The 20,816-nt window shown below is 70.0% G+C and carries 21 protein-coding genes; 13 read left to right on the top strand and 8 right to left on the bottom strand.

Features of this window, described 5'->3' with window-relative positions:
* Nucleotides 1–10 precede the first annotated feature (10 nt).
* The 4 genes from ACWDMM_RS07710 to ACWDMM_RS07725 form a co-directional block, all read right to left on the bottom strand.
* Nucleotides 11–772: a glutamate racemase gene (locus ACWDMM_RS07710; RefSeq protein ID WP_195078277.1), complete on the bottom strand. Its 762-nt coding sequence runs from the start codon at nt 770–772 to the stop codon at nt 11–13.
* Nucleotides 773–1,073: 301 nt separating this feature from the next.
* The gene (locus ACWDMM_RS07715) at nt 1,074–2,627 is read right to left on the bottom strand and encodes an FAD-dependent monooxygenase (protein ID WP_449936580.1); all 1,554 of its coding nucleotides are present in this window, start codon (nt 2,625–2,627) and stop codon (nt 1,074–1,076) included.
* 64 nt (nt 2,628–2,691) lie between these two features.
* Entirely contained in the window at nt 2,692–2,823 is a 132-nt protein-coding gene (locus ACWDMM_RS07720; protein WP_357462310.1) for a hypothetical protein, read from the bottom strand.
* 55 nt (nt 2,824–2,878) lie between these two features.
* Nucleotides 2,879–3,454, bottom strand: coding sequence for a dihydrofolate reductase family protein (locus ACWDMM_RS07725; RefSeq protein ID WP_357104053.1), 576 nt, complete (start codon nt 3,452–3,454; stop codon nt 2,879–2,881).
* 72 nt (nt 3,455–3,526) lie between these two features.
* On the opposite strand from ACWDMM_RS07725, the gene ACWDMM_RS07730 reads away from it, so the two are divergent.
* A complete protein-coding gene (locus ACWDMM_RS07730; RefSeq protein ID WP_357104056.1) occupies nt 3,527–4,105 on the top strand; it encodes a TetR/AcrR family transcriptional regulator in 579 nt (192 codons plus the stop codon).
* An 86-nt stretch (nt 4,106–4,191) separates the two neighbouring features.
* Here ACWDMM_RS07730 and ACWDMM_RS07735 read toward each other — a convergent pair whose 3' ends face one another.
* On the bottom strand, nt 4,192–5,388 hold the full coding sequence (locus ACWDMM_RS07735) for an NAD(P)/FAD-dependent oxidoreductase (RefSeq protein WP_449936586.1): 1,197 nt from the start codon (nt 5,386–5,388) through the stop codon (nt 4,192–4,194).
* A gap of 216 nt (nt 5,389–5,604) precedes the next feature.
* On the opposite strand from ACWDMM_RS07735, the gene ACWDMM_RS07740 reads away from it, so the two are divergent.
* The 3 genes from ACWDMM_RS07740 (at nt 5,605) to ACWDMM_RS07750 (ending at nt 7,636) form a co-directional block, all read left to right on the top strand.
* Nucleotides 5,605–5,961, top strand: coding sequence for an SPW repeat domain-containing protein (locus ACWDMM_RS07740; protein ID WP_449936589.1), 357 nt, complete (start codon nt 5,605–5,607; stop codon nt 5,959–5,961).
* On the top strand, nt 5,961–6,590 hold the full coding sequence (locus ACWDMM_RS07745) for a TetR/AcrR family transcriptional regulator (RefSeq protein WP_195078273.1): 630 nt from the start codon (nt 5,961–5,963) through the stop codon (nt 6,588–6,590). Before ACWDMM_RS07740 ends, ACWDMM_RS07745 begins: the two co-directional genes overlap by 1 nt.
* Before the next feature lie 89 nt (nt 6,591–6,679).
* Nucleotides 6,680–7,636 (top strand): type IV toxin-antitoxin system AbiEi family antitoxin domain-containing protein, encoded by a 957-nt coding sequence (locus ACWDMM_RS07750; RefSeq protein WP_195078272.1) that lies wholly within the window; start codon nt 6,680–6,682, stop codon nt 7,634–7,636.
* 77 nt (nt 7,637–7,713) lie between these two features.
* On the opposite strand, the gene ACWDMM_RS07755 is transcribed toward ACWDMM_RS07750, so the two are convergent.
* Nucleotides 7,714–8,535: an alpha/beta fold hydrolase gene (locus ACWDMM_RS07755; RefSeq protein WP_323124137.1), complete on the bottom strand. Its 822-nt coding sequence runs from the start codon at nt 8,533–8,535 to the stop codon at nt 7,714–7,716.
* A 133-nt stretch (nt 8,536–8,668) separates the two neighbouring features.
* Here ACWDMM_RS07755 and ACWDMM_RS07760 point away from each other — a divergent pair, with 133 nt between their 5' ends.
* The 3 genes from ACWDMM_RS07760 to ACWDMM_RS07770 all read left to right on the top strand — a co-directional run bounded on the left by ACWDMM_RS07760 (nt 8,669) and on the right by ACWDMM_RS07770 (nt 11,834).
* Nucleotides 8,669–9,937: an epoxide hydrolase family protein gene (locus tag ACWDMM_RS07760; RefSeq protein WP_449936594.1), complete on the top strand. Its 1,269-nt coding sequence runs from the start codon at nt 8,669–8,671 to the stop codon at nt 9,935–9,937.
* A 71-nt stretch (nt 9,938–10,008) separates the two neighbouring features.
* Nucleotides 10,009–11,019 (top strand): adenylate/guanylate cyclase domain-containing protein, encoded by a 1,011-nt coding sequence (locus ACWDMM_RS07765; RefSeq protein ID WP_195078270.1) that lies wholly within the window; start codon nt 10,009–10,011, stop codon nt 11,017–11,019.
* A 47-nt stretch (nt 11,020–11,066) separates the two neighbouring features.
* On the top strand, nt 11,067–11,834 hold the full coding sequence (locus ACWDMM_RS07770) for an RluA family pseudouridine synthase (protein WP_195078269.1): 768 nt from the start codon (nt 11,067–11,069) through the stop codon (nt 11,832–11,834).
* A gap of 373 nt (nt 11,835–12,207) precedes the next feature.
* On the opposite strand, the gene ACWDMM_RS07775 is transcribed toward ACWDMM_RS07770, so the two are convergent.
* A complete protein-coding gene (locus ACWDMM_RS07775; protein ID WP_357206522.1) occupies nt 12,208–12,810 on the bottom strand; it encodes a TIGR03086 family metal-binding protein in 603 nt (200 codons plus the stop codon).
* 52 nt (nt 12,811–12,862) lie between these two features.
* Here ACWDMM_RS07775 and ACWDMM_RS07780 point away from each other — a divergent pair, with 52 nt between their 5' ends.
* The 3 genes from ACWDMM_RS07780 to ACWDMM_RS07790 all read left to right on the top strand — a co-directional run bounded on the left by ACWDMM_RS07780 (nt 12,863) and on the right by ACWDMM_RS07790 (nt 14,990).
* The gene (locus tag ACWDMM_RS07780; protein WP_195078267.1) at nt 12,863–13,297 is read left to right on the top strand and encodes a MarR family winged helix-turn-helix transcriptional regulator; all 435 of its coding nucleotides are present in this window, start codon (nt 12,863–12,865) and stop codon (nt 13,295–13,297) included.
* Between the two features lie 163 nt (nt 13,298–13,460).
* The gene (locus tag ACWDMM_RS07785) at nt 13,461–14,246 is read left to right on the top strand and encodes a metallophosphoesterase (RefSeq protein WP_323124136.1); all 786 of its coding nucleotides are present in this window, start codon (nt 13,461–13,463) and stop codon (nt 14,244–14,246) included.
* 66 nt (nt 14,247–14,312) lie between these two features.
* Nucleotides 14,313–14,990, top strand: a complete 678-nt coding sequence (locus ACWDMM_RS07790; protein ID WP_195078266.1) for a phosphodiesterase — start codon at nt 14,313–14,315, stop codon at nt 14,988–14,990.
* Here the strand turns inward: ACWDMM_RS07790 and ACWDMM_RS07795 are convergent.
* Complete coding sequence (locus ACWDMM_RS07795; protein WP_323124135.1) at nt 14,987–16,048, bottom strand: AraC family transcriptional regulator; 1,062 nt, start codon at nt 16,046–16,048, stop codon at nt 14,987–14,989. The genes ACWDMM_RS07790 and ACWDMM_RS07795 overlap by 4 nt on opposite strands.
* A gap of 85 nt (nt 16,049–16,133) precedes the next feature.
* Here ACWDMM_RS07795 and ACWDMM_RS07800 point away from each other — a divergent pair, with 85 nt between their 5' ends.
* The 3 genes from ACWDMM_RS07800 (at nt 16,134) to ACWDMM_RS07810 (ending at nt 20,531) form a co-directional block, all read left to right on the top strand.
* Entirely contained in the window at nt 16,134–17,600 is a 1,467-nt protein-coding gene (locus ACWDMM_RS07800; RefSeq protein ID WP_449936602.1) for a flavin-containing monooxygenase, read from the top strand.
* Nucleotides 17,601–17,664: 64 nt separating this feature from the next.
* The gene (locus tag ACWDMM_RS07805) at nt 17,665–19,791 is read left to right on the top strand and encodes an ABC transporter ATP-binding protein (protein WP_449936605.1); all 2,127 of its coding nucleotides are present in this window, start codon (nt 17,665–17,667) and stop codon (nt 19,789–19,791) included.
* A complete protein-coding gene (locus tag ACWDMM_RS07810) occupies nt 19,791–20,531 on the top strand; it encodes an energy-coupling factor transporter transmembrane component T family protein (protein ID WP_449936608.1) in 741 nt (246 codons plus the stop codon). Before ACWDMM_RS07805 ends, ACWDMM_RS07810 begins: the two co-directional genes overlap by 1 nt.
* The last annotated feature ends 285 nt before the right edge of the window (nt 20,532–20,816 follow it).

The raw sequence follows: 20,816 nt of genomic DNA on the forward strand, positions 1-20,816 counted from the left end.
GGACAGTGGTTCACCCTTGCGCACCCAGCACGCGGCCGGACTCGAAAGCGGCCGCGCTGGCGGGCAGCGCACCGGGGCGTCCGCTGTTCAGCACTCGGATCTCGCCGTTGCCGGTGCTCGGGCGGCCCAGCGCATCGATGCGCCGGATGGTCTGCGCCGCAACGGCTTGGGCGCTGTCGAACAGCCGGACGCCGGTGGGCAGCGCGGCCACGATCGAGTCGGTCACCAGGGGATAGTGCGTGCAGCCGAGCACCACCCCTTCCACGCCGGGCGGAGTGCGCTGCGCCGCGCCCGCGATCGCCTCGTCGGCGGCGGCCAGATCGCCCCGGTCGATCGCATCGGCCAACCCGTGACACGCCACCCCCACCACGTCGGCGTCACCGCCGAATTTCGCGATCAGATCGGCTTGGTACCGGCTCGCAGTGGTGGCCGCGGTGGCCCACACCGCCACCGACCGGCACACGGCCGCCGCGGGCTTGATCGCGGGCACGGTGCCGATCACCGGCACGTCCGGTCCGACGTCCGCCCGCACATGCTCCAGCGCCGTCACGCTGGCGGTGTTGCACGGAAGGACGATCACCTCCGCGCCCGACCGGAGGGACGTCCGCGCGGCGTTCACCACCCGCTCGACCACCCATTCCTCCGGCTTCGGCCCCCATGGTGCGCCATCCGGGTCCAACTGCAGCAGCAGATCCACATCGGGCCGCAACTTGCGCAACCAAGCGGCAGTGGGCAGCAACCCCAGACCCGAGTCGATGAGCGCGACGATCACCGCACCACCGTATTACAGCCCTGCGACAGCCCCGCATGCCGAGCACGGCCCCGGCGACAGCCGCCTCGGCGCGGGGAAACCGGCCGAACCGCCGCACTCGTTCGATGAGGGAGTACGACAGCAGGGCCGCCGACTGACGCCGAACGGGGGCGGCAGGAGCGTCAGCCGCCGGTCAGGATCGCCGCTGCCGCGGGTGTGCGAACCAGGCCGCCTCTGGCGCGAGAAACCGGCCGAACCGCCGTACCCGCTCGGTAACGGAGTACGACAGCAGGGCCGCCGACTGACGCCGAACAGGAGGGCGTCAGCCGTCAGCCGGGATCGCGCCTGACGCAGGTGCGCCGAACCAGAACGACAGCGCCGCGCGCAGACCGCGCTCGGCGGTGTCGGCGGGCTCGTCGACGCTCGCGGCCCAGGCGATGTGGCCGTCCGGGCGGATCAGCAGGGCGTCGGCCGTGCGGTTCTCCACTTTCGCGGTGCGGATGTCCACGCGGTGCCGCCGGTCCCGGGCGGCATCGCGCAGGTCCGCGCGGTCGGCGAGATCGAGCAGGACGGGCCGTGCGGCATGCAGGAGTTCGGCGACACTGGTCGTGCCGTCGTCGGTGCGCAGGGTGAGGTCGGGCGCGAAGGCGCCGGTCAAGGGATGGTTGTCGGAGTTGGGCAGCGGGTAGCGGATATCGGCGCCCGCGATGAGGGCTCCCATCCGCCGCAGCGGCTGTTCGTCGGTGAGCAGTTCCTGGAAGACCTCCCGCAGCGCTTCGGCGGCCGGGTCGTGCCCACGCCGCAGCGCGACCTGCGCCTGGGTGTGCAGCATGGTGCGCGCTCCGGCGAAACGACGTTCCTCGTCATAGGTGTCCAGCAGGCCGCCGGGCGCCCAACCCTGGACCTCGGCGGCCAGCTTCCAGGCCAGGTTGACCGCGTCGAGCATTCCGGCGTTGAGTGCCACACCCGTGGCGGGGAACAGATGGGCCGCGTCACCGGCGAGCAGGATCCGGCCGGCGCGATAGCGGTCGGCCTGGCGGGCCTTGAAGGTGAAGCGCGACAGCCGGAGCGTGTCGGCCACCGGCAGATCCGCGCCGAGCACGCGACGGATGCTGTCCCGCAGCTCGGCCACGGTCATCGGCACGTCGTCGTCGTATTCGACGGCCTCGTCCTCGATCGTGTAGACCGACAGCACCTCCGACGCGGGCGATGCACCCATCCCGAACAGACCGCGGTCCGTCCGTGTGAAGCCCGCGCGGATGGCGCCGAATCCGGGAACCTCGAGGCCGCCGTCGTCGAGCCGCGTCACCAGATCCGGCACGGTGATCTGGGCCAGTCGGTTCACCTCCGGATAGACGGTGCCGGGAAACGGAATCCCGGCCAGGTCGCGAACCCGGCTGCGCGCGCCGTCGCAGCCGACCAGATAGCGGGCGGTGACCCGGTACGGCCCGTCCGGACCGCCGACCTCCGCGGTGACCGCGTCGGCGTCCTGCCGCAGGTCCAGCACCTGATGTCCGCGCCGGATGTCGACGCCGAGCTCGCGTGCGCGTTCGCCGAGCAGTCGCTCCAGCCGCTGTTGCGGCAGCGGCAAGGCGTGCAGCGGGGAGTCGGGAAGCTGGGTGAGGTCCACGTGCACACCGCCGAAGGGGAACCGCGGAGCGGGGATCGGATCGGTGCAGGCCGCCTCGAACCGATCCAGCAAGCCCCGGTAGCGCAACAGCTCCAGGATCTGCCCGCCGAGACCACCGGCCTTCGGGGTGTCGCGCGGCCGCGACTGCCGCTCCAGCACCAGCGGCCGCACTCCGGCCAGGCGCAGCTCGGCGGCCAGCATCAGGCCGGTCGGGCCTGCGCCCACAATGATCACGTCGGTATGCATGTCAACTCCCATTCCGGCCGAGCCGCGGCCAACGATCCTTCGGGCACCCAGGTCGTCACTCGGACTACCGCGCCCCGTACCTGCCGTGCCGGGGCCACCCGCTCTTGGCGTTGGTCACCGCTCGCGGATGCGCCGGGCGAGGCGCGAAGCGCTGCTGGTTGTTCTGGGCCGGGAAGGTGCTGCGTTGCTTTCGCATATGGGTGCCGCCTTTCGAAAAGCTGGTGAAGCAGATGCCGGACGATCCGGCGGGATCAGGCGCGGTCGAACCAGGTGACCTGCGCGCCGTTACTGAACTCTCGGCGCTGGGTGACCGTGAATTGCGTCGGCTGGAAATCGCCGGTGAACGCCCGGACGCCGGCACCAGCGATCACCGGGTAGCTCTTGATGATCAGCCCATCGACCTCGCCGAGGAGCTGACCGGCCAGCTTGCCGCCGCCGCAGAGCCAGATGTCCAGGCCCGCTTCCTTCTTCAGTTGCCGGACCAGTTCGACCGGATCGGTGTCGACGATCTCCACCTGCGGGTTGTCCACCGGTGCGAGGGTGCTGGAGAAGACGTACTGCTTCAGATGGTTGTACGGGCTGGTGGCGCCGATCGCGAGGCCCGGTTCGTAGGTCCCGCGGCCCATCACCAGGGTGTCGAAGACCTTGTTCGGCGTGTCGATGGGCAAGCCGACGGATTCGCGGAGGGGCGTCGGCACCGTCTCCGGATACCGCTCGTTGATCCACGCCATCATGTCGTCGCACACCGGATAGAAGTCGAATTCGCCCTGCGGCCCCGCGATGTAGCCGTCGAGGGAGACGCCAACGTAGTAGACAAGCTTTCGCAACTTAACCGCCTAGCGTGTAGTACTCTGAACGAAGTGATTTGAACCGTAGTACTACACATGGAGTGGTGTCAAGTGGTGCGCACGAATCCGGAACGCAGACAAGCTCTGCTGGATGCATCGATCGAGGTCCTGGCCCGCGAAGGGGCACGAGGACTGACCTTCCGCGCGGTTGATCAGGAGGCGGGCGTGCCCGCCGGAACCGCGTCCAATTACTTCCCCAACCGGGACGCGCTGCTCGTCCAGGTCGGCAACCGCTACTACGAGCGGCTGATCCCCAGCGACGAAACCATGGCGAGATCACGCGGACCGCAGACACGCGAGAGCATGATCGAACTCATGACCGAGGTCGTCGACCGGGTCTTCCACTTCCGGACCGGCTATCTCGCGATCCTCGAACTGCGGCTGGAGGCCACCCGGCGCCCCGAATTGCAGGCACTGCTCACCGAGCGGGTGCGCGCGGATCTGGACTTCAATATCGCCAACTATCAGGGGTCGCAACTGCCCGGCGACGAGGACGCCGTGGTACTGCTCTATCTCGCCCTGAACTGGCTCATCCTGGAAAGACTCACTCTGCCGGGAATTTTCGACGAGCAGCGGGCCGCCGAACTGGTGCGCACGATCGTGGAGCGCGCGATACCGGCTACCCCTTAGATCGCAGGCCATCGACCCCGGTCAACAGCTCGGCGCGGTTCGACGCTCGCCGCCTCCGCCCGTCCGGTGTCGCCACCGGCGCGGGCTCAGCTGGGTGCGAGCAACTCGGTGACCGGAGCCCCGGCCGCGATCTTGGCGCGGGCCTTCATCACCTGGGCCGTCATTCCCGCGCCGACGACGCCGGTGAGGTTGCCGCCCCGGGAGTAGTAGGCGAGGAATTTGCGGCCGTCGTCGGAGGCGATGCGCACCTCGTCGGACGGGCCTGGGGTGCCGAGCGCCTGGATCTTGACGTCGTACTGGTCGCTCCAGAAGTACGGGACGCGCGCCGCCGTCGGCGGTTGCGCGCCCAGTAGCGCGCACGCGACCAATTTGGCCTGTTCACCGGCGTTGGTCCAGTGTTCGACGCGCTTGCGCGATCCGGCCTCGTGCAACCAGGCCGCCACGTCGCCGACCGCCCACACGCCGGCGGCGGAGGTCCGGCCCACCTCGTCGGCGAGCACACCGCCACCGGCCGACGGGTCGGCCAAGTCGATCCCGGAATCGCTCAGCCATTCGGTCACCGGCCGCGAGCCGACTCCGATCACGACGAGGTCGGCGGCGATCTCGGTACCGTCGGACAGCCGCGCGCCGCGCACCCGCCCCGCGTCGTCGCCGAGCAGGGTGTCCACGCCGATGCCGCAGCGCAGATCCACCCCTTCCGCGCGGTGCATCCGCGCCACCAGTTCACCCACCGCTTCGCCGAGTACCGAGGCAAGCGGCGTCGCCTGCGGTTCGACCAGCACGACATCCACTCCCGCAGCCCGGAAACTCGCGGCGAGTTCACAACCGATGAAACCCGCGCCGACGACGAGCGCCGTCCTGGCGCCGCTCAGATCGGCGCGCAGGGCGACGGCGTCGGAATGACCGCGCAGCACGTGCACGCCGCGCAAGGCGGGCAGCCCGGGCAGGCGGCGCGGGCGCAGACCGGTGGCGATGATCAGCTGGTCGTAGTCGAGCGTCGTGCCGTCGGCGAGGCGAACGCGGCGCGTCCCGGTGTCGACCCCGACCGCTTCGGTGTTCAGGCGCAGATCGATCTGCTTCTCGGTGTAGAACTCGCTCGGGCGCAGGGTGGTGTCGTCGGTCTCGCCGCGCACGAACTGCTTCGACAGCGGCGGCCGGTCGTATGGCAACCGCGACTCGTCACCGACCAGCACGAGTTCACCGGCATAACCCGCACGGCGCAATTCCTCCGCGGTGCGCAGGCCGGCGAGGCCTGCTCCGACGATCACGATCGGCGCGGTCATGCGGCCATCCCTTCGCTGGAACCCGGCCGCCGATTCCGCGGAATCGGCGGGGCGACGAAGCTCACCCTAACTGGTGCTTGGTTCATTCCCCTGTGAGGACCATCACGTCGAACGACCGGCCAACTGTCGCGCAACCGTGTCCGTTTCGATGTTGATCGGGCGGTCAATCAGGACTAGACCGAGGTCAGGACATACGCACAGCCTGAGGAGGTACACATGTTCACCGAGAGCCGCGCGCAGGATCTCTTGGCCGTCGCGCTCGGAGCCTTCGCCGCACTGTCCCCGCTGTGGGTGGACCACAACGACAACGCCATGTGGTCGCTGATCGTGCTCGGCGTGCTCATCGCCTTGACCGGTCTGGCCCAGATGTCCCGCCCCGAGATGGCGGCGGCGGACTACGTGATGGGCCTGTGCGGCGTACTGCTGTTCCTCTCGCCGTGGGTCATGGACTTCACCGAGTACCGCAGCGCATCCTGGACCGCATGGGTGGTCGGAGTCGTGACGGCGGTGGTCGCGGTGGCGGCGCTGCCGACGGTGTCGGGGCGGCTGCACGACATGGCGCCCCATCACTGATGCAGCGGCCGGGCGCCCGGCGCGCCGAGCGGCGCCGCAGCGCGAAAGCCGACGGCGACGCCCGGCAGCTGATCCTCGACGCCGCGGAGGAACTCTTCGCGGCACAGGGATACGACGCCACCGCGACGGCGGCCATCGCCGCCGCGGCGGGCGTCCCCAAAGGACTCGTCTTCTATTACTTTCCGACCAAGGACTCGATCCTGTCGGCCTTGATGTCCGAGCGGGTGCCCGCGCAGCCGATCGATGACATCGGCACCGTGGTGGCCCCGGGCGATCCGGCGACGAGCCTGGTCAATCTCGACGCCGCGCTGAACCTGCGCGATCACCGCTCGTCGGTGCTGCGGGTGATCCTGTGGCGGGAGGCCGACACCCATCCCGACGTGCGGCGGCAACTGCGGCGCCTGCGCGACCAGATGCTGGAGGTGACCGCCAAGGTGCTGCAGGCCAGCGCCCCCGGCCCGGTCCGGCCGGGAACCCTGCGCGCGTGCGCCGCGGCCTGGGTCTCGGCGATGTTCGCGATCGCCAGCACCGATCGGCTGCACGCGCTCGACGGCGTGCCGCTGCCCACCGCCGACGAAGTGCTGAACGTGGCTCGCGTGGTCGCGGCGGGCATGACCCAGCTGGGCTGACCCTCCGGAGTTGTCCACAGCACGAGTGTTGTGCACATCCGCCGCCGCGCCGGGCGGCGCGGGGTCGCCGGTCGATCACGATTGCCGGTATGGAAGCACCGCAACTGATCTCGCGTCAGCAGGCGCTGGCATCCGGTCTGTCCGACAAGACGCTGCACCGGCTGTGCAGCACCGGGAAATGGCAGCGGCTGCGCGCCGGGCACTACCTGAACTCGCCGGGCTCCGGTCTCGGCGCCACCGGCAGGCATCTGCTGATGACACTGGCCACCGCGGAGTCCACGTCGGACTCCGCCGTCACCAGCCACTGTTCGGCGGCGGTGCTGCACGGGATGACGACTTGGGGCATTCCGCTCGACCGGGTCCATCTGACCAGGAGCCGGATCAACGGCGGCAGGCTGAGCCGCCGGGTGGTGGTCCATTCGGCGCGGATGGAACCCGACGAGATCACCCTGGTCGACGACATCCGCGTGACCACCCCGGCGCGGACGGTCCTGGACATCGCCCGCTCGGAGGGGCTCGACCAATCGGTCGTCCTAGGGGATTCCGCACTGCGCCAGGGCCTGACCACCACGGCGGAACTGCGCGAACACCTGCGCAGGGCCCGGCGCAGGCCCGGATGCCGCCGCGCCGCCCTCGCCCTGGACTTCCTGGACGGCCGCAGCGGGAGCGTCGGGGCGTCGTTGAGCCGGATCCTGCTGCACCGGGAGGGTCTTCCTGCTCCCGAGGTGCGAGCTCGCGTCTTCTCCGATGAGGAGGTCTGCGTCGGCCGCGTCGATTTCCTGTTTGCCGATCTCGGCGTGATCGGCGAGTTCGACGGAAGCGATCACCGCACGGCCGCACCGCGCGGCCCGCTGCCCGCCGCTCGTGCGGTCACCGCGGAGCGGGTCCGTACGGATCGGCTGCGCGCCCTCGGCTGGGCGGTCGTGCGCTGGAGCTGGAGCGATCTGTCCGCCCCCGCCCAGTTGACCGATCGTCTCCACGCGGCGATCCGCACGGCGGCCGGCACTCGTCGTCGCGGCTACTGGACTCCCACACCGAAACCATGACCCGGCCGGACGCGATCCACCTCCCGCGCGCCGGCGCCTGCTCGGGTCTCGGTGGCCGCAGGCGCACCGATGGCGCGTCAGGCGGGGCGGTCGAGGAACTCGGTGACGTCGATGGCGAAGCGCGGGTGCCGGAGCGCGCTCACGTGGCCTGCGCCCGGGTAGATGACGAGGTGGGAATCGGGGATGCCGTCGGCGGTGCGGCGGAAGGTGTCGAGGCTGTAGGCGGCGTCTCGTCCGCCGCCGATGACGAGAGTGGGCGCGTGGATCTCGCCGAGACGGTCGGTGAGATCGAACCCGTCCTCGGCGCGGAGAAACGCGTACGTGTCGGCGGGGTCGCGCGGGCGGCCCAACGGGTCGAGCAACCACATGAGCGCCGCCGCGAAACGAGCGGCGACGGGCGAGGAGACGCTGCTCGACGCGAGATGGTGCGCGGCCCGGCGGCCGTGCCGGACCGCTTCGGCGTAGCGCATCTGCCCTTCTTTGGCGACCGGATCCAAGCGGCAGCCCGACGACGCGACGACCAGGCGGCGAACGACATCGGGATGGTCGGCGGCGAGTTGCAGCGCCACCGAGCCGCCCGAGGAGATGCCGAGCACGTCCACCGGCTCGCCGAACTCGCGGCGCAGTGCGTCCGCGTGCTCGGCCGCGATCCGCGCCATCGTGGTGCCCTCGGCCATGCCGGGCGCGCGGCTGACCGCGTAGACGCGGAAGTTCCGCGCCAACGGCCGCAGCACTTTCACTTCGGAGGCGAGCATCCGACCACGCGGATTCGCGTGGTCGGGACTGAACCACCGCAGGAAGACCAGCGGCGGGCCCGCGCCGAGGGCGAAGTAGGGCATGCCGTGCTCGAGCACGCCCTCGGCGATCTCGGGCCGCCCGGCCCGCCCGCTCTTGCCCACAACGCCCCTCCGCTCAGCCGTCCATCCGCCCTCCCGACGCTAGCGGAGCGTGCCGCCGGCGGCGATGACCTCTGTCGTCATGCCGTGGAAGCGCTCGACGGCCCGCGCGTAGCGCGCGGAGCATACTGGCCCGGTGAGCCAGCAGACCTCTTCGCGCGCAGCCGGACCACGGCCGTTCCCGCTCGATCCCACGCCCATCCACGTGTCCGACGACGTGCTCGAGGACCTGCGCAGACGCCTGGAGTTGACGCGTTGGCCGGTCGACGCGGGCAACGAGGACTGGTCCTACGGTGTGTCGCGCGGCTATCTGCAGGAGCTGGTCGAGTACTGGCGCACCGGTTACGACTGGCGCGCGGCCGAAGCCGCGCTCAACGCCTACGAGCACTACTTCGTCGACATCGATGGTGTGCCGGTGCATTTCCTGCGGAAGCCGGGTGCAGGCCCCGACCCGACGCCGCTGATCCTCACCCACGGCTGGCCTTGGACCTTCTGGCACTGGGCCAAGGTGATCGATCCGCTGGCCGACCCGGCGGCGTTCGGCGGCGACCCGGCCGACGCCTTCGACGTCATCGTCCCGTCTTTCCCCGGATTCGGTTTCTCCGCGCCACTGCCGAACAACCCGGACATGAACTACTGGAAGGTCGCCGACCTCTGGCACGTCCTGATGACCGAGACGCTCGGCCATGCGAAGTACGCCGCGGCGGGCTGCGACGTGGGCGCGCTGGTCACCGGGCAGCTCGGGCACAAGTACGCCGAGGAGCTGTACGGCATCCACATCGGCTCCGGTCAGAAGCTCACCCTTTTCAACGGCGACCGCGCGTGGGACATCACCGGCGGCATGCCCATCCCGGAGGGCCTGCCCGCCGCCGTGCGCGACCGGATCCTGGAACTGGAACGGCGTTTCGCCGTGCATTTGACCGCGCACATGCTCGAACCGAGCACCCTCGCCTACGGGTTGTCCGACTCACCGGCCGGGGTGCTGGCCTGGCTGCTGCAGCGCTGGGTGAAATGGAGCGACAACGGCGGCGACATCGAGTCGGTCTTCGGCAAGGACGACCTGCTCACTCACGCGATGATCTTCTGGGTCACCAATTCCATCGGCACGTCCATCCGCACCTACGCCAACAACAATCGCTATCCCTGGACGCCGTCGCACGACCGGCAGCCGCCCGTCGAGGCGCCGACCGGCATCACGTTCGTCGCCTACGAGAACCCGCCCGGCGTCGACACCGACCGCCGTGTACAGGCGTTCGTCGACAGCGACCGCGGCGCTTGGTACAACCACGTCAACCTCACCGTCCACGAACGCGGCGGTCACTTCATCCCGTGGGAGATCCCCGCCGCGTGGGTCGACGATCTGCGCCGCACCTTCCGCGGACGCACCCCGGCGACCGCCGGGTGAAAGTCCCGGCCCGTATGTGAACTCCCCCAATGGAAGCCGCCGCGCCGGATTCGGCCCGTAAGGTACCGATCATGGTGCCCACCGAGAGGTCCGAATTGGTGCGAGCGGCCGTCGAGTCCTATCTGCTCGACGGAGCGCGCCGGTACAACCGCACCGAGGTCGCCGAGCGGTCGGGGGCGACGACGGCGCTGACCCGGCGGTTGTGGATGGCGCTCGGTTTCCCGTCGAGCATCGGCGACGACGCGGTGGACTACGCCGACGCCGATGTGACGGCGGTGCGCAACTTCGAACAGCTGAACGTGCTGTCCTCGGCCGACGCCAAACAGCAGGCGGCGACCGCGCGCACGCTCGGCCAAGGAATGGCGCGCCTGGCGGAGTGGCAGGTCGATCTGGTGCTCGCGGAGATCGAAGAGCGCATCGCCCGCGCCGAGCCGGGGGCCGACCCCGCGGAGACCGCGCGCGTCGCCGCCGAGGGCGCCATCGCCACGCTGGAGCAGCTGAACACCTATGCGTGGCGGCGGCATCTGGCCGCGTCGCTGTCGCGGTCGCTCGACCCGGGGACGAGCGCGGGCGAGTCGGTGCGCGAACTGGCCGTCGGTTTCGCCGACATGGTCGGTTACACCAGGCTGACCAGGCATCTGCATCCCGACGAACTGTCCATGCTGCTGGAGGCGTTCGAGTCCACCACGACGGCCGCCATCACCGAGAACGGCGGATGGGTGATCAAGAACGTCGGTGACGAGGTCATGTTCGCGACGGAGAGCGCCGCCGAGGCCGCCCGGATCGCGCTGGCCATCCAGGAGTCCACCATGATGGTCGGAGGCACCCCGGAGCTGCGCGTCGCTCTCGCTTACGGCCCGGTGCTGCAACGATTCGGGGATCTGTACGGCTCGGTGGTGAACATCGCCTCCCGGCTCACCGGCGTCGCCCGGCCGGGCACCGTCCTGATCGATGATCACGCCGCCGCCGAACTCGACAGCGACCCGGCGTTCTCGATCAAGCACCTTCGCAGCGTCCGGGTGCGCGGCTTCAATCGCCTGCGTCCGCACCTGCTGCGCCGCAACGGCCGCAACGGCAGGTAGCCCGACCGCCTGCCACCGGCCGCCGCCGTCGGCCCTAGGCTCGTCCGGTGGACAAGGACTGGTCACAGCTACGCGCGCGTTGCCTCGTCGAGGAGGACGCGGCGATTCTGGCCCTGCACAAACCCGCCGGTATCTCGGTCATGGGCGAGCGCCACGACACCGATCTCGTCGAGCTGGCGGCGGCCACCGGAGAAACGCTCTATCCGGTGCACCGGATCGATAAGGTGACCTCCGGCTTGATCCTCTTCGCGAAGGAGCTGCGCGCGCACGGCGAACTGACCAGGCAGTTCAACAAGCAGACCGCCGACAAGGCGTATCTTGCCGTCGTCGCGGCCACCGGACTGCCCGACACCGGCGTGTTCGATCTGCCGCTCAGCGTGGGACGGAAGAACCGGGTGCGCATCGCGGCGCCGCGCGAAAGCATTCGCCAGGAGGCGAGCCGCTGGTTCGTCGACGACGCCGACCTGCTGCCCGCGAAGAACTACCCCTCGCTCACCCGGTTCGCGACGGTGCTGCGGGGCCCTTCGCACACCGTTCTCGCGCTGCGCCCGGTGACCGGCCGTCGCCACCAGATTCGCGTCCACTTGGCCTGGACCGGCCATCCGATAGTCGGCGATCCCCTGTTCGACCGCTCCGGCGCGCACCCGCGAACCTACTTGCACTCCTGGCGTCTCGGCCTCACCGCTTCTTGGCGCACCCCGCCGGAACTGGCTTTGGCCGCCGAACCCGACGCGGCCTTCTGGGAGCCGCTGCACGAGTCCGCCGACCCAGCGGCCCTCGACCGCGCGGCCGGCCTGTTGCGGACGCTCGACTAGCGGCACCGCGTTACCCGATCGGCTTGGCGGCGACCATCGCGAAGAACCGCCGAGACTTCGGCCGCACTCGAAGGGCCATGCCGGACGCACAGCAAGCGTCTGAGCAGCGCGATCGCCTAAAGCGGCAGTTGCCTCGAGGCCGCCGCCCAACTGGACGCCGCGCGAACCGGTCCGGGCCGAGCATCGTCCCCGGTACGAACTGGCTATCCACGGCTCTTGTCGCGCCGTGCGGCGTTCGCACCTGCGGAGCCGAGAACGTCGGGTAAAGGAATCCCCGCTACGTCGCGCTCACTGACCCGAGGGACGCGGCTCCAGGTTCGTCCCCAGTCATCCCAGGCGCCCATGTGCACGGAACAGCAACGGTCCGAGCGGATCAGTTCGGCCAGTTCGGCGAACGGCCGAGCAGCAGAAGAATGCGGTCGAGGGTCGGCGCCTGCTCCGGAAGCGACAGTGCCGGGGCGAAGGCCGCGCCGGGTGCGGATCGTTCCGGACCGTCGGGGACGGCGAGGGCGATGGTCAGCGCGGCTTCGGCCACGTCGGGATCCGGGGTGACGGTCGCGCCGATCGATCGCGCGACGTCCCAGGCGTGCACGACGCTGTCGACGAGGTGGAAGCCGAGCACGCGCACGGCCGGGATGCCCTGGCCGGGCAGGACCTCCGGCAGCACGAGCGAGCGCTCGAACACCTCGTCGGCGGCGAAGGCGGAGAGCACGTCGTCGGCCGATACGCGATAGTCGGCGACCGGATCGGCGGACGCGCGCACGGTCCAGTCCTCGAGATCCTCGCTCCCGCGCGCGGCGGCGGCGAAGCCGTGGTTCTGCGCGATCATGTGTTCCAGCAGGTCACGAAGACGCCAACCCGCGCAGGGTGTTTCGGCGGCCAGCTGGTCGGGACGGACTCCGGCGACCGCGTCCACGCTCAACCACACCGAACGGGCGTGCTGGTCGCGCAATTCTTTCAAGTCATCAGTAAGCATAAGCGTATCGTATGCGCAAGCTTACGATTTTGCCAAGCAGTATCGTCGACCCATGCCGAACGCCCGTCCCGATCTCGCCGCGATGATCGTGCCGCTCGGGCGGGCGCTCATGGCCCTCGAACTGCCCATCCTGGAGCGGCACGACCTGTCCATGTGGGGGTACTCCGTACTCCTCGGCCTCGGCGCGGAACCCGTCTACACCCAGGCGGCGCTGGCCAAAGCGATCGGCGCCGACAAGACCCGCATCATCGGCGTGCTCGACGAGCTACAGCGCCGCGGCCTGATCACGCGCGAAGCCGACCCCGCGGACCGGCGGGTCAACCTGCTGTCGCTCACTCCGGCGGGACGCACCCTGCGCGACCGAGTCCAGCGCGAGATCCAGGCCGGCGAGAACCGGCTGCTCGAGCGGCTTCCCGCGCCGGACCGCGACGCGTTCCTGCGCGCTCTGCGCAGCCTGTCCGACGCGGTGTCCGGACAGCAGAGATAGCAAGAACACAATGTGACTCCGCCCACAACCCGACGGGCAACCGCCGCACGGTGGCGAGCGTCATGACGACGCGTAATACGCAGGTCAATTAGCCTGATGACGTGCCGCGGACGCGACGCGCGCGCCCATCTGACGCAATGCAGCGAACCCCTAGCGAAAGCGAATGCCGATGATCCTGGTTGCTCAGGTCAGCGACACCCACTTCGATCTCGGCACCCGCAACGCCCAGCGTGTGCGGCGGGTGATGGCCTTCATCGCCGGGCTGCGCCGCAGGCCGGACGCCATCGTGGTGACCGGCGACATCACCGACTCCGGCAAACCCGAGCAGTTCGCGGAGGCCAAGGCCGCTTTCGACAGCGAGATCCCGATCTACGCGATTCCCGGCAACCACGACGACCGCGCCGGCTTCCGTACCGCCCTGCTCGGCGAGTCCGCCTCCGACGCCCCGATCAACCACGCGCATCGCGTCGGCGATCTCACGGTAGCCCTGCTGGATTCGAGCGTCCCGGGTCAGCCGGGCGGGCAGCTCGCGGACGAGACCTACGACTGGCTCGGTGGCGTGCTGGACGCGGCGCCCGCGGGCAAGCCGATCCTGCTCGCCCTGCACCACCCGCCCGCGCACCTGTTCAGCCCGATCGTCGACGTGATCTCGCTGGCCGATCCGCAACGGCTCGCCGATCTGGTGGCCGGTGACGACCGGATCGTCGGCGTGGTCACCGGCCACGCGCACTCCGCCGCGGCGACGACCTTCGGGGGACGCCCGCTGCTGGTAGCCCCGAGCACCGCGTCGGTGCTCAGCGGCGAGTGGGAACTCGACCTGCCCGACCACGTCATGGACTACGCGCCCGACCCGGCGGTGGCGCTGCACGTCATCGGTGACGATCACCGGCTCACCAGCCATTTCCGGACGGTTCCGATGGGCGGCCGAATCGGCGTGCAACCGGCCTGACGGCGTTTACCCGGCCCGAGCGGGGGCAATCGGGAGGCACACGACGCCTACCCGGGAGGATTCGCCATGGTCGATCTACCAGCCGCAGTGGTGAAGAACGCGTTCGCGGCCGGAGCCAGGATCCGGCATGCGCGGGTATTCCACCCGTCGGGCCTGCACCTGGCCGGTCGTCTGCACGCCGAGCCCGAATTCGAGCCGCTTTTCGGCAGCGGCGACCGCGCGGTCATCGCGCGGGTGTCCAAAGGCATCGGCCTGCCCAACGGCCTGCCCGATGTGCTGGGCTTGGCGTTCCGGGTGCTCGATCGCGACGAGCAGCCTTGGGATTTCGCGCTCGCCACCACCGGACGGGGACCGCTGGGGCGGTTCGTGATCACCCCTGCGCGCGGCTGGGCCAGCGCACGGTACGGCTGCCTGATGCCCTATCGGATCAGCAACTCCTCGCCCACCTGGTTCTTCGCCGAGCCGGACAGCGTGCAGCCCACGTCCGCGTCGCTCGAGGCGATGCAGGCGCACTTGGACGAGGACCTGGTCAGCTTCACACTCACCGCGGGCCGCCTCGGCGGGCCCACCTGGCGGGTCGCCGAACTCACGCTGCGTCCCGCCGAATCCGCCGAGTACCGCACGGATTACTTCGATCCGATGCTCAATCACCCCGCCGAGGTGGAGCTGTTTCCCGCGGCCATCGGCAAGATCCGCGAGCTGGCCTACACCGGCAGCAGGAGCGGTCGCGGCGAAGAGAGTTAACGCCGGACGGCGCGTTCGCGGCGATAGGCCGCCGGGGTATTACCGGTCCAGCGCTTGAAGGCGAATATGAACGTCGAGGCCTCGGCGTAGCCGAGCCGGATGGCGACGTCGCTCACCGACAGCGGTGTGGCGGTGAGCATCTCCTCCGCCAGCGCACGCCGTACTTCGTCCAGCAAGGCGCGGTAGCTGGTGCCGGCCGCGTCGAGGTGCCGCCGCAGCGTGCGGGTGCTCATGTTGAGATCGTTCGCCACGGCGTCGATGCCGGGCGGGGCGGCGAATCCATCCGCTCCCCCGCGCGGCACGAGGCGTTCGCGCACCTCGGCGGCGATGCCGGTACGCGCCCTTCGGCGGTGCACCAGTTCCCGGCACTGCGCCAGGCACATCGCCCAGGTCTGCTCGTTGGCCTGCGGCAACGGCTGTTCCAGCAGCATCGGCTCGATCGCGAACAGGTTGTGCGGCATGTCGAAACGCGGCGGCACGAGGGTCACCTCGGCGATCCGCTCCGCGTAGCCGGGGTCGGGGAACCGGAATTCCGCCCTGGTCAGCGGCAAGCGGGTGCCGAGCAGATCGCTCATCACCTGGTGCATCGCGGTGACGTCGCGTTCGACGAGGAATTGGCGCACGTCGATCGGCACCGACTCGTCGTGCACCACCGCGACGAATTCGCGCTCGCCCCACTCGGCCACCGGGATGCAGAAGGTGAAGCTGAGGTCCAGGTAGCGCAGCGCGAAGCTGATCGCCTCCCCGAGCGTCGGGCTGCTGACGCAGGCGAAGCCGAAGATGCCGAAGGTGGTGATCCGGTAGCGGCGGCCGACCTCCACGCCGAGCGCGGGCCGATCGGCGAGTTCGCGGACGAGGTTGCGAATGACCGCCAGTTCGGTGTGCGCATCGATCTGCACGTCCGGGTCGCGCAATTGCTGCTCGCCGAGCGCGGTGCCGTGCAGCATGCGTCCCGTGGGCACGCCGTGTTCGGCCGCGTAGCCGACCATCAACGCCACGCTGGCCACACCGCGTGGAAAGTTCCAATCGCGGATATCCGGATCCTGCACCCGCTCCACGCGGACATTATGGCCGAATTTCTCTATGCGACGACACGGCGGCTTTTACAGTGGAGTGAGCTACGGTCGCAGTGAGGAGTCTCACATGTCAGCGCGCAATCGGCCATCGATTCTCGTCATCGGCGCCGGCTTCGGCGGCATCGGCATGGCGATCGAGCTGCGTCGCAACGGCTTCGAGGACATCACCATCCTGGAGCGGGCGGCCGACATCGGCGGGGTCTGGCGGGAGAACACCTACCCCGGCGCGGCCTGCGACGTCCCCTCTCCGCTGTACTCGTTCTCGTTCGAACCCAAGCCGGACTGGCCGCAGCGGTACTCGGGGCGCACCGCCATCCATTCCTATCTGCGCGGCGTCGCCGAACGCCACGGCGTGCTGTCGGCGATCCGCTTCGGCACCAGCGTCAGCGACGCCGAATTCGACGACGCCACCGGCCGGTGGACCGTCCGGGCCGCCGACGGGAGGACCTGGGTCGTCGACGTGCTGATCTCGGCGGTGGGCCAGTTGTCGCGTCCGTCCCTGCCCGCCATCCCCGGCATCGACACCTTCACCGGCCCGTACTTCCATTCGGCCGAGTGGGACCACGACGTCGACCTGCGCGGCAAACGCGTCGCCTGCGTCGGCACCGGGGCCAGCGCCGTGCAGTACATCCCGGAGATCCAGCCCGAGGTCGCCCGGCTCACGCTGTTCCAGCGCACACCGGCCTGGGTGATCCCGAAGTTCGACACCGACTACTCGCCGATCCAGCACAACCTGTTCGCGCGGGTGCCGGGCGCGCTGCTGATCGAACGGTTCGGGTGGTGGTCGATCGCGGAGATCGTCTCGCTGGGGTTGGTGGAGGTTCCCGCCATCGCCCGCTGGGTGGCCCGCATCGCCTCCCGGCACCTCGCCGAACAGGTCGAAGACCCGCAGCTGCGGGCCGAACTCACCCCGGACTATCCGATCGGGTGCAAACGCGCGCTGTTCTCCAACGACTACTACCCCGCGCTCACCCAGCCCAACGTGCGGGTGGAGACCACCGCGATCACCGAGATCACCCCGGCCGGCGTACGCACCGCCGACGGGACGACGCACGAAGTCGACGTGATCATCTACGGCACCGGTTTCAAAGGCACGGAGTTCCTCTGGCCGATGGAGATCTGGGGCCGCAGCGGACGCAGGCTGGCCGACGCATGGGCCGACGGCGCACACGCGTATTACGGGATCACGGTGCCGGACTTCCCGAATTTCTTCCTGGTCTACGGGCCGAACACCAATCTCGGCGTCGGCTCGATCATCTACATGATCGAGTCGCAGACCCGCTACATCCGCCAGGCCGTGCGGTGGCTCGCCGACCACCCCGGCCATTGCGTCGACGTCCGCGCCGACCTGGAAGAGGACTACAACACCGCCCTCCAGCGGCGTCTCGACCGCACCCCGTGGAACTTCTGCTCGAGCTGGTACCGCAACTCCGCCGGCCGCATCACCAACAACTGGCCGGGCTCGCAGACGAGCTACCGCCGCCGCACCCGTCGCTTCGACCCACGGCACTACACCCTCACGCCCGTCTCGTGACGAACGCGCCCCGCCCGGATTCACCTCGGCCCGCCACCGCCCGCCGGGCTGGCAGACTTGTGCTGTGAATGAACTGGCCCGTCCGGGCGGATCGGATGTGCGCGGTCCGCTGCGTCCGATCGAGTTGGCCACCGGCGCCGTGCTCGGCGGAGCCGCCGTCGGGCTGGTGACCATCGGATCGGTCATCCCGTTCGCCGCCGCGCTGCAACTGGTCGGCGCGGTCCCGATCGGGCTGATCGCGCACCGCTTCCGGCTGCGCGCCCTGGTCACCGCGACGATCGCGGCGACGCTGGTCACCTTCGTCGCCGCCGGCGTCGCGTCCGCGACGGCGCTGGTCGCGTCGGCCACCGTGGGCGGGATCATCGGCGTCGTCAAGCGGCGCGGCGGCGGGATCGTCACCGCGTTCGGCCTCTCGGTGCTCGCCGGACTGGCCTGGGCGGGGTTCGCCGTCGGATCGCTCGCGCTGATGTCCACCACCCGCGAGCTGCTGTTCGACAACATCCGCAACGCCTCGCGCGGCGTGCAGGATCTCGCGGCGCGCCTGGAGCAGTTGGCGCCGCTTGGCCGGCTCGCCGCGGACCTGACCGATTCGGTGCTGCACTGGTGGTGGGCGTGGATCGGCGGCAGCGTCGCGCTGGGCATGGTGGCCACCGGCGTCTTCTCCTGGTACGTCCTCGGTTCGGTGCTGGATCGGCTGGCTTGGCTGCCCGGCCGGGACCGGCTGGACGCACCGCTCGACGACCGGCCCGTCGCCCCGCTTCCGGTCACGCTTGACGACGCGGGCTTCCGCTATCCGGGAGCGGCGCGCGATGCGCTGCGCGGCATCGACCTGACCGTCGATGTCGGCGAGTTCGTCGCCGTGGTCGGGCACAACGGTTCGGGCAAGTCGACCCTGACCCGCTTGCTGGCAGGGCTGCCGCCCACCTCGGGATCGGTGCGGCGGCCCGGGTCGGCCGGGCTCGGCAAGCTCGGCGGGACGGCCCTGGTCCTGCAGCGGCCGGAGAGCCAGACCCTCGGGGTGCTCGTCGCCGACGACGTCGTGTGGGGGCTGCCCGCCGAACTCGCCGCCGAGGTGGATGTGGACGCACTTCTCGGCGAGGTGGGGCTCGCCGGAATGGGAGCGAAGGAGACCGCGACGCTCTCCGGCGGACAGCAACAGCGACTGGCGGTCGCCGCCGCGCTGGCCCGGCGTCCCGCGCTGCTGATCGCCGACGAGGCGACCTCGATGATCGATCCGGACGGGCGGCGGGAACTGGTGGACCTGCTGGCCGAGCTGCCGAAACGCCACGGGATGGCCGTGGTGCTGGTGACCCATCACGAGGCCGACGCCGCGGTCGCCGACCGGGTGGTGCACCTGGCCGGGGGAGGCACCGTCGCGCACCTGCCCGCGTGGCCGCGTCCGGCGCGGGATCAGCGACGCAGGCCGATGGGCGCGCCGATCCTCGAATTACGCGACGTCCGCCACACCTACAACCGCGCGACGCCGTGGGAAGCGCCCGCCCTGCACGGCGTCGATCTGTCCGTGCGCCAAGGCGAGGCCCTGCTCATCGTCGGCGGGAACGGCTCGGGCAAATCCACCCTCGCGTGGATCATGGCGGGCCTGATCGAACCGAGTTCGGGCCGATGCGAGCTGCAAGGGAAGCCGATCGGCAAGCAGATCGGACGGGTTGGACTCGCCTTCCAGCATTCTCGCCTGCAATTACAGAAGCAGACCGTCGGCGAGGAGATCGCGGACTGGGGCGGTCGCGCGACCGGCTCCGGGGCCGTCGGCCGAGCGCTGGACGCGGTGGGGCTGGACCGCGCGCTGGCCGCGCGCTCGATCGAAGAACTCAGCGGCGGCCAAGCCAAGCGGGTGGTGCTCGCGGCGATCGTGGCCAGTCACCCCCAAGTGGTCGTGCTCGACGAGCCGCTGGCCGGTCTCGACCCGGAGGGCCGGGCCGACATCGTCGAGTTGCTCGCGCGGTTGCGGGATGCCGGCTTGACGCTGATCGTCATCTCCCACGACGTGGCCGACATGGCTGCGGTGTGCGACCGGACGGTGCAGCTGCGGTCGGGGCGCATTCTGGGTGCGGAGTCCGCGCGCCAGACGGCGCAGGCGCCGAGCGACTCCGCCGCGCGAGCCGATTCCGGTCCCCGCTCGGTGCGCGCGCACGGCGAAACCGCGTGGCGGTTCGAGCACGGAGGTCGATGATGAGCACCGTTCTGCTGCGCCAAGTCCCGGTCGACAGCCCGGTCCATCGGTTGTGGGCGGGCACGAAGATGATCGGGGTGTTCCTGATCAGCCTGCTGCTGATGTTCCTGCCGTCCTGGCCGGTGCTCGGTGTGATGGCGGCGTTCCTGGTGCTGGTCGGCGCGGTCGCCAGGTTGCCGCTGGGCACGGTGCCGCGGCTGCCGTGGTGGTTCTGGGCGCTGCTCGTCGCGGGAGCCGTGATCAACGTGCCGGTCGGGGGCACGGCCGTGCTGCGCTATGCCCAGGTGCTGTTCTTCGGCCTGATCCTGGTGGCGGCCTCCTTCCTCATCGCGTGGACCACGCCGATGGGCGACATCGCGCCCGCCCTGGCCAAGCTCGGCGCGCCGTTGCGCCGGCTCAGGGTGCCGGTGGACGAATGGGCTGTCGTGGTCGCGCTGACCTTCCGCGGTCTGCCGCTGCTCATGGAGGAGATCCGGGTACTGCGCGCCGCTCGCAGGCTCCGGCCCAAGGACCGCATGATGATCGCCCGCGCGGCCGACAACCCGCTCATCGACATCCTCACCGCGGCCATGGCGGTGTCCACCCGCCGCGCCGGAGAACTGGGTGAGGCGATCACCGCGCGCGGCGGCACCGGGCAGCTCACCGCCCGTCCCAGCGCACCCGGCCTGCGTGACGCGGTGGCGCTCGCGCTGGTCGTCGGCGTCTGCCTCGGCTCCATCGCGCTGCACATCGCGCTGTGAGCGCGGGCGCGCAAATGCGGGGTCCGAACCGGGCCTCGGTCGGTAGCGGCCCCTAATGGTCACCGGGAAATTACGGCCAACCAATTCGCTGACCATTTGCAGACTGAGTGGTATCCATCGAAAACTCTCCGCGGGCAACCCCCAGACCCGCCTCGCGCACAGGGTTGACGTCTCCAACGCGCAGCGGGCCGACCCCATTGCGGCGAACCGGGACCGATCGGTACCACCACGCGAGTCTCCGGGTGCGCAGTCGAACACCAAAACCGCGCAATCCTCTCCGCCCCG

The organism is Nocardia sp. NPDC003726, from assembly GCF_053586955.1.

Excerpts from the sequence above, each read along its gene's own strand:
- ACWDMM_RS07715 (WP_449936580.1), bottom strand. The coding sequence starts at position 2,627 with ATGCATACCGACGTGATCATTGTGGGCGCAGGCCCGACCGGCCTGATG.
- ACWDMM_RS07720 (WP_357462310.1), bottom strand. The coding sequence starts at position 2,823 with ATGCGAAAGCAACGCAGCACCTTCCCGGCCCAGAACAACCAGCAGCGC.
- ACWDMM_RS07735 (WP_449936586.1), bottom strand. The coding sequence starts at position 5,388 with ATGACCGCGCCGATCGTGATCGTCGGAGCAGGCCTCGCCGGCCTGCGC.
- ACWDMM_RS07740 (WP_449936589.1), top strand. The coding sequence starts at position 5,605 with ATGTTCACCGAGAGCCGCGCGCAGGATCTCTTGGCCGTCGCGCTCGGA.
- ACWDMM_RS07745 (WP_195078273.1), top strand. The coding sequence starts at position 5,961 with ATGCAGCGGCCGGGCGCCCGGCGCGCCGAGCGGCGCCGCAGCGCGAAA.
- ACWDMM_RS07750 (WP_195078272.1), top strand. The coding sequence starts at position 6,680 with ATGGAAGCACCGCAACTGATCTCGCGTCAGCAGGCGCTGGCATCCGGT.
- ACWDMM_RS07765 (WP_195078270.1), top strand. The coding sequence starts at position 10,009 with ATGGTGCCCACCGAGAGGTCCGAATTGGTGCGAGCGGCCGTCGAGTCC.
- ACWDMM_RS07775 (WP_357206522.1), bottom strand. The coding sequence starts at position 12,810 with ATGCTTACTGATGACTTGAAAGAATTGCGCGACCAGCACGCCCGTTCG.
- ACWDMM_RS07780 (WP_195078267.1), top strand. The coding sequence starts at position 12,863 with ATGCCGAACGCCCGTCCCGATCTCGCCGCGATGATCGTGCCGCTCGGG.
- ACWDMM_RS07785 (WP_323124136.1), top strand. The coding sequence starts at position 13,461 with ATGCCGATGATCCTGGTTGCTCAGGTCAGCGACACCCACTTCGATCTC.
- ACWDMM_RS07790 (WP_195078266.1), top strand. The coding sequence starts at position 14,313 with ATGGTCGATCTACCAGCCGCAGTGGTGAAGAACGCGTTCGCGGCCGGA.
- ACWDMM_RS07800 (WP_449936602.1), top strand. The coding sequence starts at position 16,134 with ATGTCAGCGCGCAATCGGCCATCGATTCTCGTCATCGGCGCCGGCTTC.
- ACWDMM_RS07810 (WP_449936608.1), top strand. The coding sequence starts at position 19,791 with ATGAGCACCGTTCTGCTGCGCCAAGTCCCGGTCGACAGCCCGGTCCAT.